The sequence below is a fragment of the Pedobacter sp. UYP24 genome (assembly GCF_054057295.1).
Window position 1 is genome coordinate 807355 of the sequence record NZ_JBSRZD010000001.1, and the last position, 20759, is coordinate 828113.

Below are 20759 nucleotides of genomic sequence, written 5' to 3' on the forward strand. Positions count from 1 at the left end.
ATTGTCAAATCTTTTAAAGCCATATTACCCACATACCTGCTTCGGAACATAATTCCTAACTTGTTCTTGAAGCTTTGACGTCATCCACTTATCAAATAAATATGTAATTTACAAGCAAATTCAACAGGTAGATATAATGTATATTCCTAAAAACTTTTTAACCGTTGACCAAGATGAAATTGTTGCTTTTATGAAGGCGTTTTGTTTTGCAACAATTATTAGTGCGAAAGCAAACCTACCTAATGCAACACACTTGCCATTCATTATATCAACTAGGGAAGACCAAGTCATTTTGACTTCTCACTTTGCCAAAGCAAATTCTCATTGGGAAGATTTGCAAGACAATAAATCCTTAGTAATATTTAGCCAGCCTCATGCTTATATCTCACCGGGCCATTACGAAAAAGAATTAAATGTACCAACCTGGAACTATATCGCAGTTCATGCTTATGGAGATGCTAAGTTAATAACTGACGAACAAAGTACCTTTGATGTACTTGAAGCAACCATCAATAATTACGAAGCCGGATATAAAAAACAATGGGATAACTTACCTGTCGATTATAGATTGAAATTAGCTAGGGGCATTGTTGCATTTGAGGTAACTGTAACCGATTTGCAAGCAAAGAAAAAATTGAGCCAGAACAAAACTGAAAAAGAACAAAAAAACATAATTGATTCCCTTTCCATTAGCCAGGATAAAAACGAAAGAGACTTAGCTGAATACATGAGTAAACAGCTATCAGACGATAAGTAATGTATTAGCTAGGGCATGGCTTTGGTTCAGCTGAATTAAAAATTAATATTGATCCGACAAAATTGACTTTGAAAAAGACAAAAGATATTGGGAGTATGGTAAATGGAGAAGCTTTAGGTTATAATGACAAATCAAACTGATAGGGGTGTTGTAGCACTCAAACCACTTTTATAGGTACTTTGGAGGGGAAAAGGGTACCTCTAGTGCTACAAGATACCTAGTAGCCTGCACGAAAGGCCCTCCAAGCGATGTAGGTGCTATTGAAAATATTAGGAAATCAACTGCACTATTGTTTTATTATCGTTCGCTGTTTAAAGGCCATTTAAACGAGGTTTAGTCGTGGTTTCTTCGTGTATGAGGTACCTTAAGCCGCACAAACCGCGACTATACCACGAAGAAAACACAAATGAACTCATAATGAAACTGGAATGGAACCACTTAAAATGCTCCATCATTAATACGGGAAACTGCACAGATTTAGATCTACCTGAATGCGATATTAAAATCTCCAATGTTCGGCATTCCTTTACAAATCAAGTCCTTTTGGTAAGGAAGTATAGTTAAAGTTCTGAAAACAATATAGGGTAAACCAAGTGCTAATTTCAGGGTAAAAACAACCTATAAATAGGATATAAAATTAGTCTTTTTATAGGTGTGATAAATGTAATTAAATCACTGTAAATCAATGAGTTTAATTCGAAATAATCCCATAATTTATTTGGAAATCTCAACTATTTTTCCTACATTTGCATTTACGATAAAACAAGCTTTTGATAAGCTTCAGTTTTACTAATTTATCGGGTAAATCCGAATAATTGGTGTACACATGGGACACTCCGCCTTTGCTGATCAGCTAAAAATAATAGGCATGTGTTCTGGTTTCAGTTTTTTAATTAGTCGACTAGTTAAATTTAAACTGCCAGCTGTGATAGCGGGCAGCAGTAGTTCATTGACGTATTAAAAGCCGCTAAGGCTTTGCATTAAAATCGCTTTTACGAAATATCTGGCTCTTACCCTTCTTTTACCAGGCTCTTATATGGCTGGTACAGAAATAGGACTTGATAGGAGTAACATAGGACTTAGATGTGCCAGCCATAAAAACGATGGTAAAACACACCTGCAAACCCCATGTAAATTTTATAGAAACTTGGCTAAACGAAACGATTGTTGGAGATCCTTAAATAAAATTTTAAAAAAAATTTGCTATTTGTTTTGGAGTGTGTATATTTGTCGTGAGAGCGTTAATTTAGTGCCGGTAATTTGCTGCAAAGCAATTATCGGCATTTCTTCTTTTTAGGATATCCCTGGCCTCAATTTACAGTGAAAGTATCCCGGACTATCTATCATTATGCTGCTTTGATACGTCTGTAAATGGCATACGCAGCTGCAATTACCAAGATAAGAGACGCTACCAAAGAAATTTTATCACCCAGCAGGTAAGACTCCGGCTCAAATTTAAACTCCAAACTATGTGTGCCGCCTGGGAGTTTCATTGCGCGAAGAATGTAGTTGGCCCTAAAGTAGGGGCTCTTCTTTCCATCCACATAGGCATTCCAACCCTTATTGTACCAGATCTCTGCGAAAACTGCAATGGCGTCCTGGTTGTTGTGGTATTTGTAAATTAAACGATCTGGATGATAGCTTTTCAGCTCAATCTTTGCTGTAGTGTCTGGTGCTGATATGGTATTGCTTGCTAAAGCCATGAAGCTTTGGTCTACTATTGCAACAGTTTTAGGGTTGAATGAGGTGATGGCATCCATCTCCTGATTAGCTCCTTTCACATATTTGATCGTATCTACAAACCATGCATTGCCCAGTGCAGTAGTCCGATGTACTACTTTTTGTGTTCGAGATGCACTATCTGGCACAATGAAGTATTTGGTATTGAGCATGTCCAACACCGGTTCATTTAGTTTGCCGTTAAATTGATTGCTCATCAATTCATCATAGCGCTGCAAACGGGCAGAGTGTCTTCCGCCAACTGATTTATGGAAATAAGACGGTGCTGCATCAAAAAATGGACTTTGCTTTGTTAAATCCAATACGCGATAGTCTAATGCTGGATCTGCCATGATCTGCTGATCTGCAGCAGTTGGCAAGAAGTTTTGATCCAATTGTGATTTGTCGTAAAAGTTATCGTTGTTCAGGTACCTACGATCGACTCCCCACATATCAACTAGTGTAGCCAGACCAATTATTATAATTGCCGTTTCTGCTTTTAATTTAGATTTAAGGAGGAACCATAAACTTCCAAATCCAATCAATACAAACAAAAGCGAGCGCAAGGCATCGGTACGGGTTAAAGAGATCCTATCTGCCACCAGGCCATCGCCAATGGCTTGTGCCAATGTAGCATTGCCGCCAAATGCTTTAGCTAAACTGGCAATTATTTCTTCATGTTCGGGTACCTTGAAGCTCAATAGGAAGGTTGGAAAAAGCAAGAAGATCAGCAGCACGGCACCTGTGATATAAAACGATAACAGTAGTTTTTTTATCAGGTCTTTACGCTTGTCTTTTTGTTCAACGAGTTCTTTAAGTGCAAGGAAAGCCAGAATTGGTATTAAAAAAGCCGGAATGGCCAGGGCAAAATCTACCGACCTAAACTTGTTATACATTGGAAAATAGTCGAAGAACAAGTCGGACACCAGCGGAAAGTTTTTACCGAAAGACAGGAATATAAATAGGAAGGAAGTGGAGGCAATCCACCATTTGAACCGATTGTTGACTATGAATAAACCCAGTACAAAAAGAAATACCACAATTGCGCCAAAATACCAGGAACCTACAGTGCTGGGTTTGGCCCCCCAGTATGGCCGATAGATACCTTCTTGTGTAAGGTATTCCATTATTTTTGGGACCTGATCTTGAGGTATGCCATTGGCGATCAGGCCTTTTTCTACTTGCGATACTCCTTCTGGAAATCTGTCTGATGAGGAGCCTCCATAACTGTTTGGAACAAGGAATGTAGAGATCTCGCCAACACCCTGACTATATTGATAAGCATAGGCCCTATCTAGTCCGCTGGTAGATTCTGTACTTTTCCTGCTAAGGTTTGATTTGCCCCGGATGGTTTCCTGCCCATACTGCCAGGTAGACCATAGCGAGCCGGCATTGATGGCAACAGCTAATAGTAATGAAACAGAAAGGTATGCTAGTGCAGTAAAGAATGGTTTGGTTTGTTTAGCGGTAAACGCATGGTATAATTCTATCAATACAAAGATGAGTAGTATGATGAAGAGGTAATAGGTCATCTGGATGTGATTGGTCCGGATTTCCAGTGCCACAAAAAATGCGGTAAGCAGGCTTCCGCTCAATAGGTATTTGCCTCCTCTAAGCGTGAGCAGCATCGAAGCCAATATGGGTGCAAAGAAAGCCATAGCCATAGCGTGGTTGCTATGACCTGCAAGTATGTAAATAAAGTTATAGGAACTGAAGGCAAGCGCTATTGCACCTGCAGCAGCCAGCCAGGGCTTCATTTTTAATACAGAAAGTAAAAAATAGGAGCCCAGTAAAAAACAAAGTATGATGTCTATTGGATCTGGAAAAACAGTCTTCAAAAACGAGATAACGTAAGTTGTGATATTACCCGGATACTTTGCCCAGATTTGAAAAGCGGGCATTCCACCATACATGGAGTTGGTCCACAGCGGAGCTGTGCCTGTCGCCGCTTTTACATCCATGATCTCTTTTGACATGGCCCTGGCTTCCATAACATCACTTTGGTAAAGCATTTTTCCTTCAATAGCCGGAATAAAATAGGCGAAACATAAAGCAAAGAAAATTGCAATGATCAGGAGATGTTGACTATTAGACTGAAACCACTTCTTCATGGCGTAAAACTAATAAAAGTTTTTAGCTAGTTTTGCAGCAATGAACTTCAGGACTGCCTTTTATTTGACCGGCCTTTTTCTCTTGCTGAAATTGGGTAATGCCCACGCCCAAACTGTTGTTCTGGCACCGGATACGGGAAAAATCAGGGTTACTTACCGGCAGAAGCAAATCAAGGATTCTATTTATAATGCGAAACGGGATTTTGTGACCGATTCTATCATGAAGCACACCTGGCTATTTCCTGATTCTTTGCTGAATAAGCATATGATTATGGACAGCATTATTAATGCAACCGTTAATGGGCGCTCGAATTTGATTGACCGGTATAAGGATTTTACCAACGTTGCAAAAAGCAAGTATCGCTTTGGTAAGCCGATGGTTAAAGGGCAAGTCTGGGTATTGCTGGTTGTAGCAGTATTGCTGATCTTATTTGGTGTGCTGAAGGTTTCATTTACAAGGCAGTTGCAAACTATAGTGCAATCATTTTTCAGCAATCGTGTGCTCCACAACTTGAATAAGGAAGATAACCTGTTTACTTCCTGGCCGTTTTTATTGTTATTTATACAATTTGGTTTTACACTAGGCATGTTCTTTTATCTGGTGTCACAATATTATCACATAGCATTTACCGGTACGGGTATCCAATTCTACCTAACCATATCCGTGTTAATTATCGTGCTATATGTGTTTAAGATAGGGATATTACGGGTAATGGGTCATCTTTTTAATATTCAAAAAACAGTTAATGAGTATGTTACTATATTATATTTAAGTTACTTTAACCTTTCTTTAATGTTTATTCCGCTTGTAATTGCCTTCTCTTTGTCGCCCTTAAAGTACGCGCCATTTTTTATTGTACTGGCATACATAGTTTTGGGTACTGTTTTTGCATTCCAACTGGTAAGGGCCGGGGTAAATATTTTGTCAAATAACAAGTTTTCAAAAGTCTATTTGTTTTTATACTTTTGTGCGCTCGAAATTTGCCCTGTTTTAATTTTAATAAAGGCAATAGGATTATAACGCTGTAATTTGTAAAATGCAAGAAATGCTAGAAGATAGGACGCGTAAGGTAAAGAGTATTTTGGTGACATTACCCAAGCCAGAAACAGAGAAATCTCCATATTTTGATTTGGCAAAGAAGTACAACCTGAGGATCGATTTTAGATCGTTTATCCATGTGGAAGGTGTTCCTGCCAGAGATTTTAGGAAAGGAAAGGTGAATTTGAGTGATTTTACTGCCGTTGTTTTTACGAGTAGAAATGCGGTTGATCATTTTTTTAGGATTTGTGAGGAAATGAGGTACGATGTGCCGGCAGACCTTAAATATTTCTGTATTTCAGAATCTACCGCCCTTTACCTGCAGAAATATATTCAATACCGCAAAAGGAAGATCTTCTTTGGTAAGCAGACAGCCGCTGATCTTGCAGAGATTTTGAAAAAGCATGCAACTGAGAAATTTTTGTATCCATGTTCTGATGTAGCTACTGAAGATACCATGAATTTTTTGCAAAAGAATGGTTATGATTTTACGCCTGCAGTTTTGTTTAAGACGGTGGTTTCAGACCTTTCTGATCTTGCTGAAGTATTCTATGATGTGATCGCTTTTTTCAGTCCCTCAAGTATCCAGTCTCTTTTCACTAATTTTGCTGATTTTAAACAGAATAACACCAGGATTGCTGCCTTTGGCTTAAATACCCATAAAGCGGTGAAGGAGGCAGATTTGATTGTTGATATTGCTGCACCATCACCTGAAGCCCCATCAATGATTATGGCATTGGAGAACTACATTAAGAAAACAAATAAGTAACTGCAGGCTAAGCATGTTGAGGTTCATTAAATCCAATCCACATTTTTATTCCTAATAATTGCTAATATCAATCATTTTTGATAAAATTGTTGTTAAATTGCATGACAGAATACTATGAGAAACTTTTACCTATTTGGTTTTTTAATGATTGCTATGCTTTTTGCCAGCTGTAAAGGCGGTGGACAAGGTGAACTTGTTGGGGTGTACAATAAGAAATTCCGGAACAAGAAAATTCCACTTGGTATGGTTTACATTCCACCAGGGAGAACATTAATTGGGATTTCAGATGAGGATATTGTCAACAATCAGGCTGCTCCAAGCTCTATGACCTCTTTTAGTGCATTCTTTATGGATCAAACGGAGATATCTAATGCAGAATACAGGCAATTTGTAAACTGGGTAAGAGACTCTATAGCGGTAACTACTTTAGGCCCAACAACAGCCGCTGCTTATTTTAAACAACCAAAAACAGGTGACGCGACCGCTACCGCAACAGGTGCTCAAAGAAATATTGATTGGAAAAAAGTAGGTAACGGAAGTCAGTTGTGGAGTAATAAGGCATCTGGATTTGGTTCCAAGTTGGCAGATATGTATTACAGCGGTGCTGACGCAATACCTGGAAGAAATGAAATTGATGTTAGAAGGTTGCGTTATGCCTACAGCTATGTAAACTCAGACCTTGCTGCTGAAGGTAGAAAAGATCCATCTAAAAAGAGACAAGATTTTATTGTTAGTTACACTGATCTTCCTGATCCTAACAATTCAAACCAACATCCATCTATTGCTGTCTATCCAGATACTTTAGTGTGGAAAATAGATTATTCCTATTCTCAGAATGATCCTATGGTTAAGACTTATTTTAACCATCCATCATATGATGACTATCCGGTTGTTGGTGTTAGTTGGGAACAAGCTTCTGCTTTCTGTGTTTGGCGGACGCGGTTCTACGAGTCTGTTGCCGTTGCCAGAAAACAACCTTTAAATTCACGCCCCGAATATTCATTACCAAGTGATGCGCAATTTGAATATGCTGCAAGAGGTGGGAATGTGAAAACTAAATATCCATGGGGTGGTCCTTACGTGCGTAACACAAAGGGTTGTCTGCAAGCTAATTTTAAAGTTGGCCGTGGGAATTACTCTGACGACGGTGGTTTATATACTGTGAATGTGAAGTCTTATTTTCCAAATGATTACGGATTGTACAACATGGCAGGTAATGTGGCAGAATGGACTATTACAGCTTATAACCAGTCGTCCGCACCGATGCTTTTAGACTTCAATCCTAATTTTACTTATGTTGCTAAAACAACGGACAGCAAATACATGAAACGTAAAGTAGTTAGAGGTGGATCATGGAAAGACATAGGATTTTTCCTTCAAAATGCAGTGGGCACTTATGAGTACCAGGATCAAGCCCGGTCTTATATAGGTTTCAGGTGTGTATCTTCATACCCAGGAACTGATATTACTTATAAAAACTAAAGAAAATCATATAATCATCTATCCTAAATTTTATTATTTTATTCTGGTATGGCAGCAAAAAGAAAGTTTGATTGGTTACACGTAGCGATATCCTGGGGTGCCAGTATTGTTATTTTAGGAGCCTTATTTAAAATTTTACACATTGGCGGGGCATTGGGTAATTATGCCATTGGTATCGGATTGGGTGTGGAGGCGTTTTTATTCTTTCTTACCGGCTTTAGACAGCCGGAACAAGAATTACCATGGGAGAGAGTATATCCTGAACTGAGTACGGATTTTACAGGTGAGTTACCTAAGGTTAGTGCAAGACCAGTAGTTGCTGAATCAGGATTTTCTTCTACAGCAGCATTGGATAAAATGTTGACAGACGCTAAGATCGGTCCGGAGTTAATAGAAAGTCTTGGAGCTGGTTTACGTACTTTTGGAGATAAGGTGGCCAGTATTTCTGCTGTGGCCGATGCTTCTGCAGCAACTTCCGAATTTGCAGGTAAGGTTAAAGGTGCATCTGCAAGTTTTGATAATTTGAGCACTGCTTTTTCCAAAGCAACAGCACAGCTTACCGAGATGGGTGAAAGTAGTATAGGCGCTACTGCTTACCATGATCAGGTAAATGCACTCGCAAAAAATTTATCTGCTTTAAATGCAGTTTATGAATTGGAGCTTCAAGATTCAAGTGCACACTTGAAGTCAATGAATAAATTTTACCAGAACCTGTCACTTACGATGAACAACTTCAATGAATCGATGGAAGATTCTAAACAGTTTAAAGAAGAAGTTGGGAAGTTAGCAAAGAATCTGGGTTCATTGAATGCGATTTACGGTAATATGCTTTCGGCTATGAACCAGCCACGTGTATAATTAGGTAATCAATTATAACTAATAAAGGAGACCTACTTAAATGGCCGGAGGAAAAGAGACAACGAGGCAGAAGATGATCAATATCATGTATTTGGTATTGCTTGCTATGCTCGCCTTAAATGTATCAGATACAATATTGAATGCCTTTAAAAATATTAACGATAGTTTGGTGAGTTCCAAAACTAACGTTAATACCAGTATAGAGCAGCTATTCACATCTTTTCAGAATACTAAGCTGAAAGATGAGCCTGCAAGGGCACAGCCTATTTGGGAAAAAGCAAATAAAGCTAAAGCTTATGCTGATGATCTAAACAATTATGTTCAGAAGCTTAAAGATCAGTTTACTACTGCCGGCGACGGGATAGATGAGGAGACTGGTGATTTAAAGCGTCGTGATAACATGGATATCGCTCAGGGCATCATGATTAACCACAAGGAAGGTGAAAAGCTTAAAGCAAAGATCAGCGAAACCAGGAATAGCCTTATTGGCTTGCTTGATGAAAAGGATCGCCCGAGTGTAACCTTTACACTTGAAGCGAAAGATTCTCAGAAAAACGTTAATGGAACCAAAAAATGGGAAGAGATTAACTTTGGAGAAGGAACCCCTTTGACTGCTGCCAATACGATTTTGAGCAAAATCCAGTCTGACGTAAAGAATGCTGAAGCAGAGATTGTGAAAAAGCTATTTGGAAATATGGATAAGTCGCTGGTTAATCTTGACCAGTTTGCAGCAGTTGCTGTGGCACCAAGTTCCTACGTGATTCAAGGTCAGCCTTATACTGCACAGGTATTTTTAACTGCAAGTGATTCGAGATCTGTTCCACAAATATCTGTTGGTGGAAGTAGTCTTTCTGTTAAAGAAGGTAAAGGAACCTATACAGGTGGCACTGGGAGCGTAGGTGTATATACCTGGAGGGGTTCTGTAAAGGTTGTGCAGACTGACGGGCAAGTTAAAGAATATCTTACGCCGGTACAGACTTATCAGGTGGCTAAGCCATCTGCTACTGTTTCGCCTGATAAAATGAATGTGATCTATGCCGGTATACCGAATCCTTTCTCGGTATCTGCTGCCGGATTTCCACTTGAAAGTATTAATGCTACTATGGACGGGGGCTCTATTTCTGGTAGCAACGGAAAATATATGGTTAATGTAGGGGGCAATCAGGTTGGTAAAATTTTAAGTATTAACGTGAATTCCAATGCGGGTGGGAAATCAATGAATCTGGGTTCGCAACAATTCCGTGTAAAAGCTTTACCCACTCCTAAGCCTTACATCAAGGGTAAATCTGGTGGTAATGTGCCATTGGAATTTATTGAAAGCGCAAGTATTATAGATACACAACTAGAAGATTTTGTATTCGACGTAAAATTTAGGGTGATACGTTTCGCTGTTACTTTTATTAATCCGAGATCTGATGCAGTAACGCTTCAAAATAGCGGTGCTGGTTTCAGTTCGCAAATTAAAGGGGCACTAAACTCATTGAAACCAAATGCGACCGTTATATTTAAAGATATTGTTTGTGAGGGACCAGATGGCAGGCAAAAAGTTTTGGACGGAATTACATTTATAGCAAAATAGATTATGAAAAATGTTGTAGGTATTGTGGCATTACTTTTCATTGGATTTGGTGCATTTGCTCAAAACCCAGTTACCCCTGTTCGTGCAGACTCTGGTAAAAAGATGAAGATCAAAACTCCTCCAAAGGATGGGTTTACGGTAAGAGCAGATATTGACAGCAACGTGATGGTGCCTTTTGCAGATGTTAGAGATGAAGATGTATTTTATGCAAAAAGGATTTGGCGTGAAGTTGATCTTCGTGATACCATCAACTCAGTATTGAGAGCTGAGGGGGCAAAATTGATCGACGTATTGCTAGAAGCGGTTGCAAACGAAGAGCTTACTGTTTATTCTAATAAAGATACCACAGCAGGTAAAATTTTAGAGGATAATGATTCCTTTAAGATTGCGCTTACCGCACAGCAGGCGCTTGCAAGTGCCAGGGGACTGTCTGAAGGAGTAGCTGATTCTACTACTGGAAAGATTGCTGATCCGACACTAAAGAAATTACGTTCTGAAGAATTTATGAAATACAGGATCAAAGAAGACTGGATTCTTGATACAAAAAGGTCAATCTTTGAGCCGCGTATAGTTGGTATTGCACCGATGAAAATGGTAGAAGGAAATTGGCAACCTGTTTTCTGGGTGTATTATACTGATGCAAGAGAATTACTGAGTAAAAAAAGAATGGTTAATCCAGGTAATGATGCTTCTACATTGACTTTTGATGATTTTTTTGTGAGGAGGTTATTTAACAGCTATGTAGTTAAACAAACCAATCCTGGTAATAAGAATATTGTAGAGATACTTGGTCTGGTAGACCCAAAAGATCCGCGTAAGCTTATTGAGTCTGATAACATAAAGAAATCACTCTCTGATTTTGAACAAAGCCTTTGGGAATACTAATAATTATTTCCAATTAAAATAAAAAATCCCTGATGTTACGCATCGGGGATTTTTATTGATTCGAAATAACTAAGCAGAGTTTTTAGTTGCGATTTGTTTAAAAAAGGGGTTAATTCAAGCGCTGTTGCTTCTTTTATTTTCTTGACTGATTTGAACTGCCTTAACAACTTATCTGCTGTTGTTTTGCCTATTCCTGGGATTTCTTCCAGTTCAGTTTTTAGCGTGCCCTGATCCCTCTTTTTACGGTGAAATGTAATCCCAAAACGATGCGCTTCATCCCTTAATTGCTGTATTATTTTTAAGGTCTCAGATTTTTTATCCAGATAAAGTGGATAGGAATCGCCAGGATAATACAATTCTTCCAATCGCTTTGCTATTCCTATAACCGTTACCCGTTTCTCTATACCCAATTTTTTAAGACTGGTCATGGCCGATGATAGCTGCCCTTTACCGCCATCGATTATGATTAGTTGAGGCAAAGTACCCTCCTCTTCTAGCATGCGCTTATACCTTCTATAAACTGCTTCTTCCATGGTAGCAAAATCGTTTGGTCCTTCAACTGTTTTCACATTGAAGTGGCGGTAATCTTTTTTGGAGGGCTTTGCATCTTTAAAAACAACAATTGCAGATACTGGGTATTGTCCTTGGAAGTTAGAGTTGTCGAAACACTCGATGTGCTTGGGCAGCTGAGTTAAGCGAAGGTCGCTCTGCATTTGTGTCAGGATCCGATCCGTACGGAGATCGGGGTTTAGCTGCTCATACTGGTTTAGCTTTTCTTTTTTAAAGAAGAGTACATTCTTCTGGCTTAGCTCCAGCAGTTTTTTCTTTTCGCCCAGCTTAGGTACTATAAGTTTAAGTGTGGAATCTTCCAGTGCGATTTCGAAAGGTATGATCACTTCTTTTGAGGTGCTATTGAACTTATTTCGAAATTCTGTGATGGCAATAGTTAACAATTCTTCATCACTTTCATCCAGGCGTTTCTTGATTTCAATGGTCTGGGCCTGGATAATACTGCCATTCATTACTTTTAAATAGTTGACAAATGCATACCGTTCATCTGAAGCAATGCTTACCACATCTATATTCGTGATGGCGCTGTTTACCACTGTAGATTTGCTCTGGTACTTTTCAAGCACAAAAAGCTTTCTTTGATATTGGTGCGCATATTCAAAATTGAGCTGATCAACGGCTGTTTTAATGACCTGTTTTACTTCTCTGATTACATTGCCGATTTTGCCGTTAAGGATTTCTTTAATCTCTTCGATATTGTGGTCATAATCTTCTTCCGACTGGTAGTTTTGACACGGCCCTTTACAGTTTCCGATCTGATATTCCAGGCAAACTTTAAATTTACCATCATCGATGTTTTTTTTATTTAAAGGCAGGTTGCAAGTCCTTAACGTATAAGTTTCCTTGATCAGGTCCAAAATGGTATGCATCATGCCAACAGAAGCATAAGGGCCAAAATATGTGGAGCCATCCTTAACCATATTTCTGGTCCAGAATACCCTTGGGAAATGCTCTTTTTTGATGATAATCCAAGGGTAGGTCTTATCGTCCTTTAGCATGATGTTGTAACGGGGCTGATGCTTTTTGATCAGGCTGTTTTCCAACAACCAGGCATCGATTTCGGTATCAACAATGGTAAATGTTATTTTTCGGATACGGGAGACCAATACCTTGGTTTTTCCGTTCATTTGATTGTCTTTGTTGAAATAAGAGCCAACCCTATTTCTAAGATCTTTTGCCTTGCCAATATAAATTAAAAGCCCATCGGTGTCCCAATACTGGTAAACACCAGGCTTATGTGGAATATCGGCCAATGCCATTTTATAGTCGAAAGCACTCATACCAGCAGGTAGCAGTTTTATTTTTTAAAAGCCCAGTTTCTCGTCCAGCTCGGTTTTTTGATCCTGTTGCTGGTATTGATTACAATCAAAAGTAATGGAAACCCCATTCTTTGGTGGTTCAAAATCAGCCTTTGAGATTTTAAGTTTAGGATCGGCATATACCCTTTTCATAAATCCTGCAAATATCGGTAGGGCAGTTGTTGCGCCATCGCCCTGAGCAGTACTGGTAAAGTGGAAAGCACGATCTTCGCAGCCCGTCCACACGCCTGCAACCAATTGCGGACTAATTCCCATGAACCAACCATCCGAATTGTTTTGTGTAGTACCTGTTTTACCGCCAATTGGAGTTTTTATTCCATATTTTCCAGCTAATCTCCAACCTGTGCCGTTTGTTACCACACCACGTAGCATTCGAGTCATGACGTAAGCCACTTCTTCATTCATTGCGGGAACAGGAATGGGTTTCTCGGAATGTAAGACTACCCCGTTTTTATCTTCTATTCTTAGAATGTAAGTCGGTTTAGTCCATACTCCCCTGTTGGCAAATACGCTATACGCGCCAACCATATCATAAACCGAAGCATCGAAAGAACCAAGCGCTATAGAAGGATAAGCAGGAACATCAGAAGTGATGCCCATCTTTTTTGCCAGTGTAGCAACAGCAGTAGGACCAACTTGTTTCATGAGATAGGCAGCGATATAATTTTGTGATAGGGCCAAACCTTTTTGTAAAGTTAAATAGCCAGGCACAGTGCCTGAAGAACGGGGTGTCCATGGTTGGCTGCCAGGGACTTCAATAGTTACCGGTTCATTTAATACAGTGAAGCACGGTGAATATCCATTTTCTATAGCGACAGAATAGGTAAAGGGTTTTGCGGTAGAACCAACCTGCCGGGTTCCCATTTTAACCTGGTCGTATTTGAAGTGCTCGTAATTGATGCCGCCAACCCATGCTTTTACAAAACCAGTCTGTGGGTCCATTGCCATCATCGCATTGCGCAATAACATTTTATAGTATTTTACAGAATCTATAGGCTTCATTAAAGTATCAATATTTCCCTTCCAGGTAAAGATGGATAGTTGAGCAGGTGTATTGAAATCAGCTTTGATCTCCTCTTCAGTTTTTCCTTCCAGTTGCAAAGCTTTGTAGCGGTCTGAACGTTTAACGCCCTGTTCAATTTGCATTTCTTTACCTTTAAAAGGGTTGCGCCCTTTCCAACTATTGATAAAAGACATTTGTAATTTACGCATGTACTCCTTCTGGGCATCTTCTGCGTAAGACTGCATGTCGTAATTAATAGTGGTGATGATCCTTAGTCCATCACGATCCAGATCATATGGCGTGCCATCAGGTTTTGTGATGGAGCGTTCTTCAAAAATCTTGCGAATATCATTTTTAAGTACCGCCCTGAAGTAAGGTGCGATACCATCGTTAACCGTAGCGGCACTAAAGACTAAACCTAAGGGCTTCTGCAGTTCAGTCTGAAGGTCCTGCGGTGTTAAAAATTCAGCCTTTACCATTAAGCCCATAATTGTGTTTCTACGAGCAAGAGCACGTTCTGGATTACGGGTAGGAGAATAACGCGTAATGCCTTTAAGGATTCCTACTAATGTGGCAGACTGTGCCACCGTTAATTGATCAGGCGTTGTATTGAAATAAACCCTGGCGGCAGATTTTATGCCATAAGCCTGGTTGCCAAAATCAACCGTGTTGAGGTACATGACAATGATTTCCTCTTTGGTGTAGTTTCTTTCCAGCTTAACGGAAATTACCCATTCTTTAAATTTTTGAAGTAGTCTTTTGAAGACGTTTTTTTGGCGCAACTCATCAGAAAACAAGTTAAATGCCAACTGTTGGGTAATGGTACTGCCCCCTTGCTTCTTTCCGACTAAATTATAAAAGAAAATGGTAAAAGTTCTTTTGAAATCGATGCCAGAATGCTCATTAAACCTGACGTCTTCTGTGGCGATCAATGCATTCAAAACGTTCTTTGAGATCTCGGGATAAGTAACATTAGACCTGTTTTGTACAAAATAAGTACCTAGAATTCTACCATCATCAGTCACAATTTCTGATGCCTGGTTACTTTTTGGATGTTCAATATCACGGAATGAGGGTAATGGGCCAAATATTTCATAACCGATCATGACAATGAATAGCGCGAAAAGGGCAATTGCACCAATTAATAATTTCCACAACGTAAAATTATACCTGCTAATATCTTGTTGTGAAAGTGACTTATTCATGTTAATAATTGTTTTTGTAAAATTCTAAATATTTGTCAAGCAATGCCTTGCTACCCAACTTGTCCAGGTTTTCTTTACTGATGATAAAGCTGTTATATATGTTAACGGGAACCTTCATGATTTGTTTCAGTTGAGGAATAATACCGCCAGCATAGGTTTTAGCCTCGTCAAAACTACTAAAGTTCCCTACATAAATCAGTTGGTCATTGTCAAATTCTTTAAGTTGGTGACGTAAATTGCTACCTGTATAGTTCCCCCTGTTAAACTGGCCGATGCCAAAACGAGAAGAACTAAGTGTTAATGAAGCGTCTGCCACATCCACAACGAAATAATAAGTGGACGAAACCGCATTGTTGAAAGTTCCATCGCTTTTTACTGTTTTGGCGTCTGTTTCGGTCGGTTTTTGAACTGGCTGAGCTAAAGGTACAGCAGCTGTCTGGGTAGGTCTATCTGGGGTTACAACAGACGCTGTAGGTTTTGGCGTATTTGTGGCAACAGGTTGTGGGAAATTTGGACCTGTAAAAGGAGGCTCATTGGGATCAAAATCAACCAGTGCTATTTTTCTTTTCCTGAAATCATTCAGGTGAAGATTAATATAACCAAGATGTACCTTGACCAAAGGACTAATTAGTTGATCGTTTGGATAGGAGGCAAGGATTTGGTTGAAAGCGTTGATGAGGCTATCAACCGGGTAGGATCTACCAATGGCGATTGCTTTTAAATAAGCAAACTGGGGTGCCAGGAAAGCACTTGGCATTTTCTCTGACTCAGTTACTCCCGTTATGATACCGTTGAAATCCTTTTTTAGGTATTGATCAAATACTATATTGTACTGCTTAGTGATTACTGATTCAGCCTCCGACTGGTGCATTGAAAAAGAAGGATCATTAATGGTTTTAGCGTATATGGAATTTGGAAAGTCTTTTAAAACCTTGTTTTTATATTCATCAGAAATATTAAGACGATCTGGTTGGTTGATGAGGTATAGGCTATAATAGATGGCGTCTAGGTGGTTATTTGCCGGGAAGCGGCTGAGCAATACGAGATATACCTGCTGAGCCTCGATTGGATCATTTAACTCTTGTAGGTAGAAATTGGCAATTTCGTAATAAGCATCAATGATCTTTTGATTAGAATTTTTAACAAGCGTTGCAGTTAATGGAAGCATGGAGCTGTATAACTGCACTAGTGATTGTTTATCAATCAGATTATTTTTTAGCGAATCTCCAGGTACAGATACAGTACTAATGGTGCTAGCTACATCTTGAGATGTAGTTTGTGCCGAACTTCTAATGCTTTGTCGCCAGTTATTTTCCAGTTTGCGGCCACCCCATTTTTTTCTAAAATCTGAGAAACCCATGCTAATTGCTACAGGATTACTGAAATAGAAAGACCCTGAAGCTACTGTAGCCTTATTGTTAGTTGGTAGATTATTGTAATCTGAAGTTTGCCCATTTAAACCTATTGGGGTTTCAGTAATGGGGTTTACGAAGTTTTGGATTCTGGACTGTCGGTCTTGAATAGGTAGCTTTGCAATAGCCTGCAAGGAATCTTCGAGCGTAATGGACTGGTATCTTTGCGTAAGATATTCAAGGTTGAGGCTTTTTTTAAGGATCAGTTGATAGTCAGGATAATTTTTCGGCAAAACAGAAACAGCGCTATCGTAGTACGACTTGGCTTTTAAATAATCTTTTAGGTTTCGAAAATTAAGATCAGCTATGCGAAGATAAGAAAGGCCTTTCTGATACTTATTGGAAGTAGCAACACGAATAGAAGTCAAGTAATTTTTTTGAGCCTCTGGGTAAGAACCTGCAGCACTCAGATCTTCTGCGATTTGAAAATAAACCTGGTCATTGTAATCGAGGTTTTTATCATCTCTAAGAAGCGATAACAATTGAGCCTGTCTATTGATCAGTTTCCCATCAGTTAATTTAAGACGTATTTGGTTCAGTTTTGCATTGAAGTACATTTCGAATGGGGCATTGCTTTTCTCCACCTTTCTGTATTGCAGTAATGCTTCAGGGATATTTTTCTGCTTTTCAAACAATTGAGCCAGAATGTAGGTCCAGCGTATCTTATCCAACCTGGAGTTACTCACTTTAATGGCATCTTTCAAGTAGGAAATTGCTGAGGCATCATTATTTTGATAAATGCTCATTTGAGCCATGGTTGCAAATGGGCCAGAGAGAATGGAGCCTGTTTTTACGCGGGGAAATGCAGCTTCTAGGCTATCCAATACTGTATTTGCAACACTAATTTTGCTGATTTGCATTAAGCTTCTGGCTTGCCAGTTTAGGGCCTCGATATAGCTATAAGCATTGGTTTTATAAGTTTTTGCTGCATAATCAAGGTATTCAGCAGCTGTGAAGTAATTACCGTTATAAAAATTGGCCTTACCGAGGAGGATGTAAGCATCATCTGTATAATTGCTAAAATTTTTCTCTAGAATGATGACCTGAACTTTTTTAATGATCTCATCCATCTCCTTGATGTTTAAGGAAATGATGAGTTGATTGTTTGCTGTACTGGGTGCAATGTAGACCGGCAAGATCTGATCGTAGTTATCTCTAGTCGTTTCGGTAAGCTCCAGCTTATATTTATTCAATAATATGTTTGAGTTGTAAATATAATTGTAGTGCGCGGTTAGATTCTGCATCCCCCTGCTGGTTGCGGTATCCTTTTGGGAACTGCAGGCCAAAACTAAGCAAGCACATAAACTAAATACTGTTAACTTTAAAATATATAAACCGGAGATTTTCAAAAACAGAAATTAGGTTGGTGTTTAAATTTACAAAATATATGCAAAAGTATTTTATTCATTAATAAGTTCCCTAATAAACATGAATAATTAACTTAAGGCCATGGAAGAAAAAAATAAGCAGGGGACTAATTTTGCCAAATACTCGTCTATTAGCTTTCAAATGCTGGCTACTATTGGTGTTTTTACTTTTGCAGGATATAAACTGGATGCTTACAGGCAATCAAAATCGCCGATATTTACTGCATTACTGGGATTGTTGGGTGTGGTTATTTCACTTTATCAGGTAGTACGACAGTTGAATAAAAAGGAGTAATGCGCTAAAGATAGCCGCAATTTTCTATTTTTGTAAAAAACATAAAATTGACATTAATTCGTTTTGCTTTCTTTTATTTGATTTTTACACTGCTACTGGGGGTTATTGCATTTGTGCTACAAAAGACATATGGTGATGTTAGAATTTTAGCTGATAAGTTCTGGATTGTCTTTGGTTTTTTAGCCATGCTTACTTTTATTGCCTACGTAGTTGCTCATATTGGCATAAAAAAGAACCCTGAAACTGGTGTAATGGCGATTATGGGGTCAATTGCAATAAAAATGCTTTTTTCTATGGCTTTTGTGCTGATTTACAGCCTTAAAAGCAAGGAGAAGGGCATTGTTTTTGCGCTCGACTTTTTTTCTTTATATTTATTGTTCTCCAGTTTTGAAATATACTGTCTGTTGCGTAACTTGCGCCACCAAAATAAATAGTAAAAATCTGCGACTAAATGGATTGTAGCCACGTTTTTGAATTTAAAAATAATAGGTTAATTGTTATTTTTGCGCTTTTTCTAGCGTTTTTTGCTAATACGTCTCTTAGTTTCGGCCAAGATTCAGTTGCGCATGAAGAGCCTGCTGCAAAGGAGAAATTTAACATTGGTAAGTACGCATTGCATCACATTGCAGACGCGCACAGCTGGCATGTTATTGGAGATACTTATATAGGTTTACCTGTTGTTTTATTTGCTGAAGGAAAGTTTGCGGTTTTCAATTCTAATTATTTTAATCATGATGATGAAGGTAAGGTTGTTGTTGAAAGAAATGGACAGCGCTATGTGAAGATGCATGAGAAAATTTACAAGGCTTCTGCTGTTGCAAATGAGCATGGACAGTACCTGGAGTTGAATGAGGCGCATCACGCTGAGAATGCCAGACCTTTAGATCTTTCTATTACTAAAAACATCTGTACGCTATTGTTTTCAATGGTGATTTTACTAGTGGTATTTATCAATGTGGCCAACGGGTACAAAAAACGTCAGGGAAAGTCACCAAAAGGATTACAATCTTGGTTGGAGCCAGTTATTCTTTTTGTGCGTGATGATATCGCAAAGCCAAATCTTGGTCATAAATACGAGCGTTTTATGCCGTATTTACTCACAGTATTCTTTTTTATCTGGTTTAATAATATGCTTGGTCTTGTTCCATTTTTACCCGGAGGAGCAAATTTGACTGGTAACATCGCAGTAACTATGGTGTTGGCAGTTGCAACTTTTTGTATGACCATATTTAATGGGAATAAATATTACTGGAAGCACATTTTCTGGATGCCAAACGTACCAGTACCAATGAAGATCTTTTTGGCGCCTCTGGAGCTTATTGGTATTTTTACCAAACCGATCGCTTTGATGATTCGTTTGTTTGCGAACATTACTGCCGGGCACATCTTGGTATTGTCTCTGATTTGTCTGATTTTTGTTTTTAACAGTTTGTGGGTTTCTGCAGCTTCAATTCCTTTTGCCATATTTATTGGTGCAATTGAGTTGATGGTAGCATTTATCCAGGCCTTTATATTTACCATATTGTCTGCTCTGTTCATTGGAATGGCAATTGAAGAGCACCATTAATTAGAATTTTAACAACAATTAATATATAAAATCATGATTACAGGAAGTATTGCTGCAGTAGGTGCAGGATTGGCTGCGATTGGCGCTGGTCTTGGTATCGGTCGTATTGGTGGTTCTGCAATGGACGGTATTGCCCGTCAGCCAGAAGCTGCCTCAAAAATTCAAACTGCGATGTTGATCGCTGCTGCCTTTGTTGAGGCTGTTGCGCTATTTGCAGTAGTTGTTGCCTTAGTGTAACACAAAATATAAGTACCATGCTGAGTTTGTCAGTATGGTACTTATTTATGAAAATGAAAATAGGATTATTTTAATATATAATTAGATGGATTTATTAATACCCGAAGTTGGAACAGTAATTTTTCAAACGATAGCATTTCTGTTATTGATGTTCTTGTTGGGCAAATTTGCCTGGAAACCAGTACTTGCTTCTATAAAGGAGCGTGAACAGTTTATTGATGAAGCATTGAATAAAGCTGAACTGGCCAAGTTGGAAATGACACGTTTAACTGCTCAAAATGAAGAGCTGATGAAAGCAGCTCGTGCAGAACGTGATTTGATATTGAAGGAAGCTAAAACGCTTAAGGATAATATATTGCATGAAGCTAAATCTCAGGCACACCATGAAGGAACTAAGATTATAGAAAAAGCGAAAATAGAAATTGAAAATCAAAAGAAGGCTGCTTTAGCTGAATTGAAAAACCAGGTTTCGAGTTTATCTCTTGATATTGCAGAACGTGTGTTAAGAAATCAATTACAGGATAAGGTTAAGCAGCAGGAACTGGTGGCCAATCTTTTAAAGGATGTAGAATTAAACTAGTAAGA

Annotated in this window: 16 protein-coding genes; 12 read left to right on the forward strand and 4 right to left on the reverse strand. The window is 38.8% G+C overall.

Going from position 1 to position 20759, the window contains the following annotated elements; genetic code table 11:
- Positions 1-136 precede the first annotated feature (136 nt).
- A complete protein-coding gene (locus tag ACVWYN_RS03615; RefSeq protein WP_457287459.1) occupies positions 137-757 on the forward strand; it encodes an FMN-binding negative transcriptional regulator in 621 nt (206 codons plus the stop codon).
- A gap of 1346 nt (positions 758-2103) precedes the next feature.
- On the opposite strand, the gene ACVWYN_RS03620 is transcribed toward ACVWYN_RS03615, so the two are convergent.
- Complete coding sequence (locus ACVWYN_RS03620) at positions 2104-4587, reverse strand: YfhO family protein (RefSeq protein ID WP_457287460.1); 2484 nt, start codon at positions 4585-4587, stop codon at positions 2104-2106.
- Positions 4588-4627: 40 nt separating this feature from the next.
- Between ACVWYN_RS03620 and ACVWYN_RS03625 the strand changes: the two genes are divergently transcribed.
- The 6 genes from ACVWYN_RS03625 to porN all read left to right on the forward strand — a co-directional run bounded on the left by ACVWYN_RS03625 (position 4628) and on the right by porN (position 11199).
- Positions 4628-5608, forward strand: a complete 981-nt coding sequence (locus ACVWYN_RS03625; RefSeq protein ID WP_457287461.1) for a DUF4271 domain-containing protein — start codon at positions 4628-4630, stop codon at positions 5606-5608.
- Between the two features lie 16 nt (positions 5609-5624).
- Positions 5625-6395 carry a uroporphyrinogen-III synthase gene (locus ACVWYN_RS03630; RefSeq protein WP_457287462.1) on the forward strand — a complete coding sequence of 257 codons (771 nt, stop codon included), beginning with the start codon at positions 5625-5627 and terminating at the stop codon, positions 6393-6395.
- A 114-nt stretch (positions 6396-6509) separates the two neighbouring features.
- Positions 6510-7877 (forward strand): T9SS ring complex lipoprotein PorK/GldK, encoded by a 1368-nt coding sequence (porK, locus tag ACVWYN_RS03635; protein WP_457287463.1) that lies wholly within the window; start codon positions 6510-6512, stop codon positions 7875-7877.
- Positions 7878-7925: 48 nt separating this feature from the next.
- Positions 7926-8735 (forward strand): type IX secretion system motor protein PorL/GldL, encoded by an 810-nt coding sequence (gene porL / locus ACVWYN_RS03640; protein WP_457287464.1) that lies wholly within the window; start codon positions 7926-7928, stop codon positions 8733-8735.
- 40 nt (positions 8736-8775) lie between these two features.
- Positions 8776-10314 (forward strand): type IX secretion system motor protein PorM/GldM, encoded by a 1539-nt coding sequence (porM, locus tag ACVWYN_RS03645; protein ID WP_457287465.1) that lies wholly within the window; start codon positions 8776-8778, stop codon positions 10312-10314.
- A gap of 3 nt (positions 10315-10317) precedes the next feature.
- Complete coding sequence (gene porN / locus ACVWYN_RS03650) at positions 10318-11199, forward strand: type IX secretion system ring subunit PorN/GldN (protein WP_457287466.1); 882 nt, start codon at positions 10318-10320, stop codon at positions 11197-11199.
- Between the two features lie 35 nt (positions 11200-11234).
- Here porN and uvrC read toward each other — a convergent pair whose 3' ends face one another.
- The 3 genes from uvrC to porW are packed head-to-tail and all read right to left on the reverse strand — an operon-like array spanning position 11235 to position 18057.
- Positions 11235-13049, reverse strand: a complete 1815-nt coding sequence (gene uvrC / locus ACVWYN_RS03655) for an excinuclease ABC subunit UvrC (RefSeq protein WP_457287467.1) — start codon at positions 13047-13049, stop codon at positions 11235-11237.
- A 24-nt stretch (positions 13050-13073) separates the two neighbouring features.
- Positions 13074-15296 (reverse strand): penicillin-binding protein 1A, encoded by a 2223-nt coding sequence (locus tag ACVWYN_RS03660; protein ID WP_457287468.1) that lies wholly within the window; start codon positions 15294-15296, stop codon positions 13074-13076.
- Between the two features lies 1 nt (position 15297).
- Complete coding sequence (gene porW, locus ACVWYN_RS03665) at positions 15298-18057, reverse strand: type IX secretion system periplasmic lipoprotein PorW/SprE (protein ID WP_457287469.1); 2760 nt, start codon at positions 18055-18057, stop codon at positions 15298-15300.
- Between the two features lie 100 nt (positions 18058-18157).
- Between porW and ACVWYN_RS03670 the strand changes: the two genes are divergently transcribed.
- From ACVWYN_RS03670 to atpF, 5 genes are all read left to right on the forward strand, one after another.
- Complete coding sequence (locus ACVWYN_RS03670; RefSeq protein WP_457287470.1) at positions 18158-18370, forward strand: AtpZ/AtpI family protein; 213 nt, start codon at positions 18158-18160, stop codon at positions 18368-18370.
- A gap of 47 nt (positions 18371-18417) precedes the next feature.
- Positions 18418-18804 carry a hypothetical protein gene (locus ACVWYN_RS03675; protein WP_457287471.1) on the forward strand — a complete coding sequence of 129 codons (387 nt, stop codon included), beginning with the start codon at positions 18418-18420 and terminating at the stop codon, positions 18802-18804.
- Positions 18805-18821: 17 nt separating this feature from the next.
- Entirely contained in the window at positions 18822-19937 is a 1116-nt protein-coding gene (gene atpB / locus ACVWYN_RS03680; protein ID WP_457287472.1) for a F0F1 ATP synthase subunit A, read from the forward strand.
- 36 nt (positions 19938-19973) lie between these two features.
- On the forward strand, positions 19974-20174 hold the full coding sequence (gene atpE, locus ACVWYN_RS03685) for an ATP synthase F0 subunit C (RefSeq protein WP_136876209.1): 201 nt from the start codon (positions 19974-19976) through the stop codon (positions 20172-20174).
- An 85-nt stretch (positions 20175-20259) separates the two neighbouring features.
- A complete protein-coding gene (gene atpF, locus ACVWYN_RS03690; RefSeq protein WP_457287473.1) occupies positions 20260-20754 on the forward strand; it encodes a F0F1 ATP synthase subunit B in 495 nt (164 codons plus the stop codon).
- Positions 20755-20759: the final 5 nt, after the last annotated feature.

Excerpts from the sequence above, each read along its gene's own strand:
- ACVWYN_RS03615 (WP_457287459.1), top strand. The coding sequence starts at position 137 with ATGTATATTCCTAAAAACTTTTTAACCGTTGACCAAGATGAAATTGTT.
- ACVWYN_RS03660 (WP_457287468.1), bottom strand. The coding sequence starts at position 15,296 with ATGAATAAGTCACTTTCACAACAAGATATTAGCAGGTATAATTTTACG.
- atpB (WP_457287472.1), top strand. The coding sequence starts at position 18,822 with ATGGATTGTAGCCACGTTTTTGAATTTAAAAATAATAGGTTAATTGTT.
- porM (WP_457287465.1), top strand. The coding sequence starts at position 8,776 with ATGGCCGGAGGAAAAGAGACAACGAGGCAGAAGATGATCAATATCATG.
- ACVWYN_RS03625 (WP_457287461.1), top strand. The coding sequence starts at position 4,628 with ATGAACTTCAGGACTGCCTTTTATTTGACCGGCCTTTTTCTCTTGCTG.
- ACVWYN_RS03630 (WP_457287462.1), top strand. The coding sequence starts at position 5,625 with ATGCAAGAAATGCTAGAAGATAGGACGCGTAAGGTAAAGAGTATTTTG.
- porK (WP_457287463.1), top strand. The coding sequence starts at position 6,510 with ATGAGAAACTTTTACCTATTTGGTTTTTTAATGATTGCTATGCTTTTT.
- atpF (WP_457287473.1), top strand. The coding sequence starts at position 20,260 with ATGGATTTATTAATACCCGAAGTTGGAACAGTAATTTTTCAAACGATA.
- ACVWYN_RS03670 (WP_457287470.1), top strand. The coding sequence starts at position 18,158 with ATGGAAGAAAAAAATAAGCAGGGGACTAATTTTGCCAAATACTCGTCT.
- uvrC (WP_457287467.1), bottom strand. The coding sequence starts at position 13,049 with ATGAGTGCTTTCGACTATAAAATGGCATTGGCCGATATTCCACATAAG.
- ACVWYN_RS03620 (WP_457287460.1), bottom strand. The coding sequence starts at position 4,587 with ATGAAGAAGTGGTTTCAGTCTAATAGTCAACATCTCCTGATCATTGCA.
- porN (WP_457287466.1), top strand. The coding sequence starts at position 10,318 with ATGAAAAATGTTGTAGGTATTGTGGCATTACTTTTCATTGGATTTGGT.
- porL (WP_457287464.1), top strand. The coding sequence starts at position 7,926 with ATGGCAGCAAAAAGAAAGTTTGATTGGTTACACGTAGCGATATCCTGG.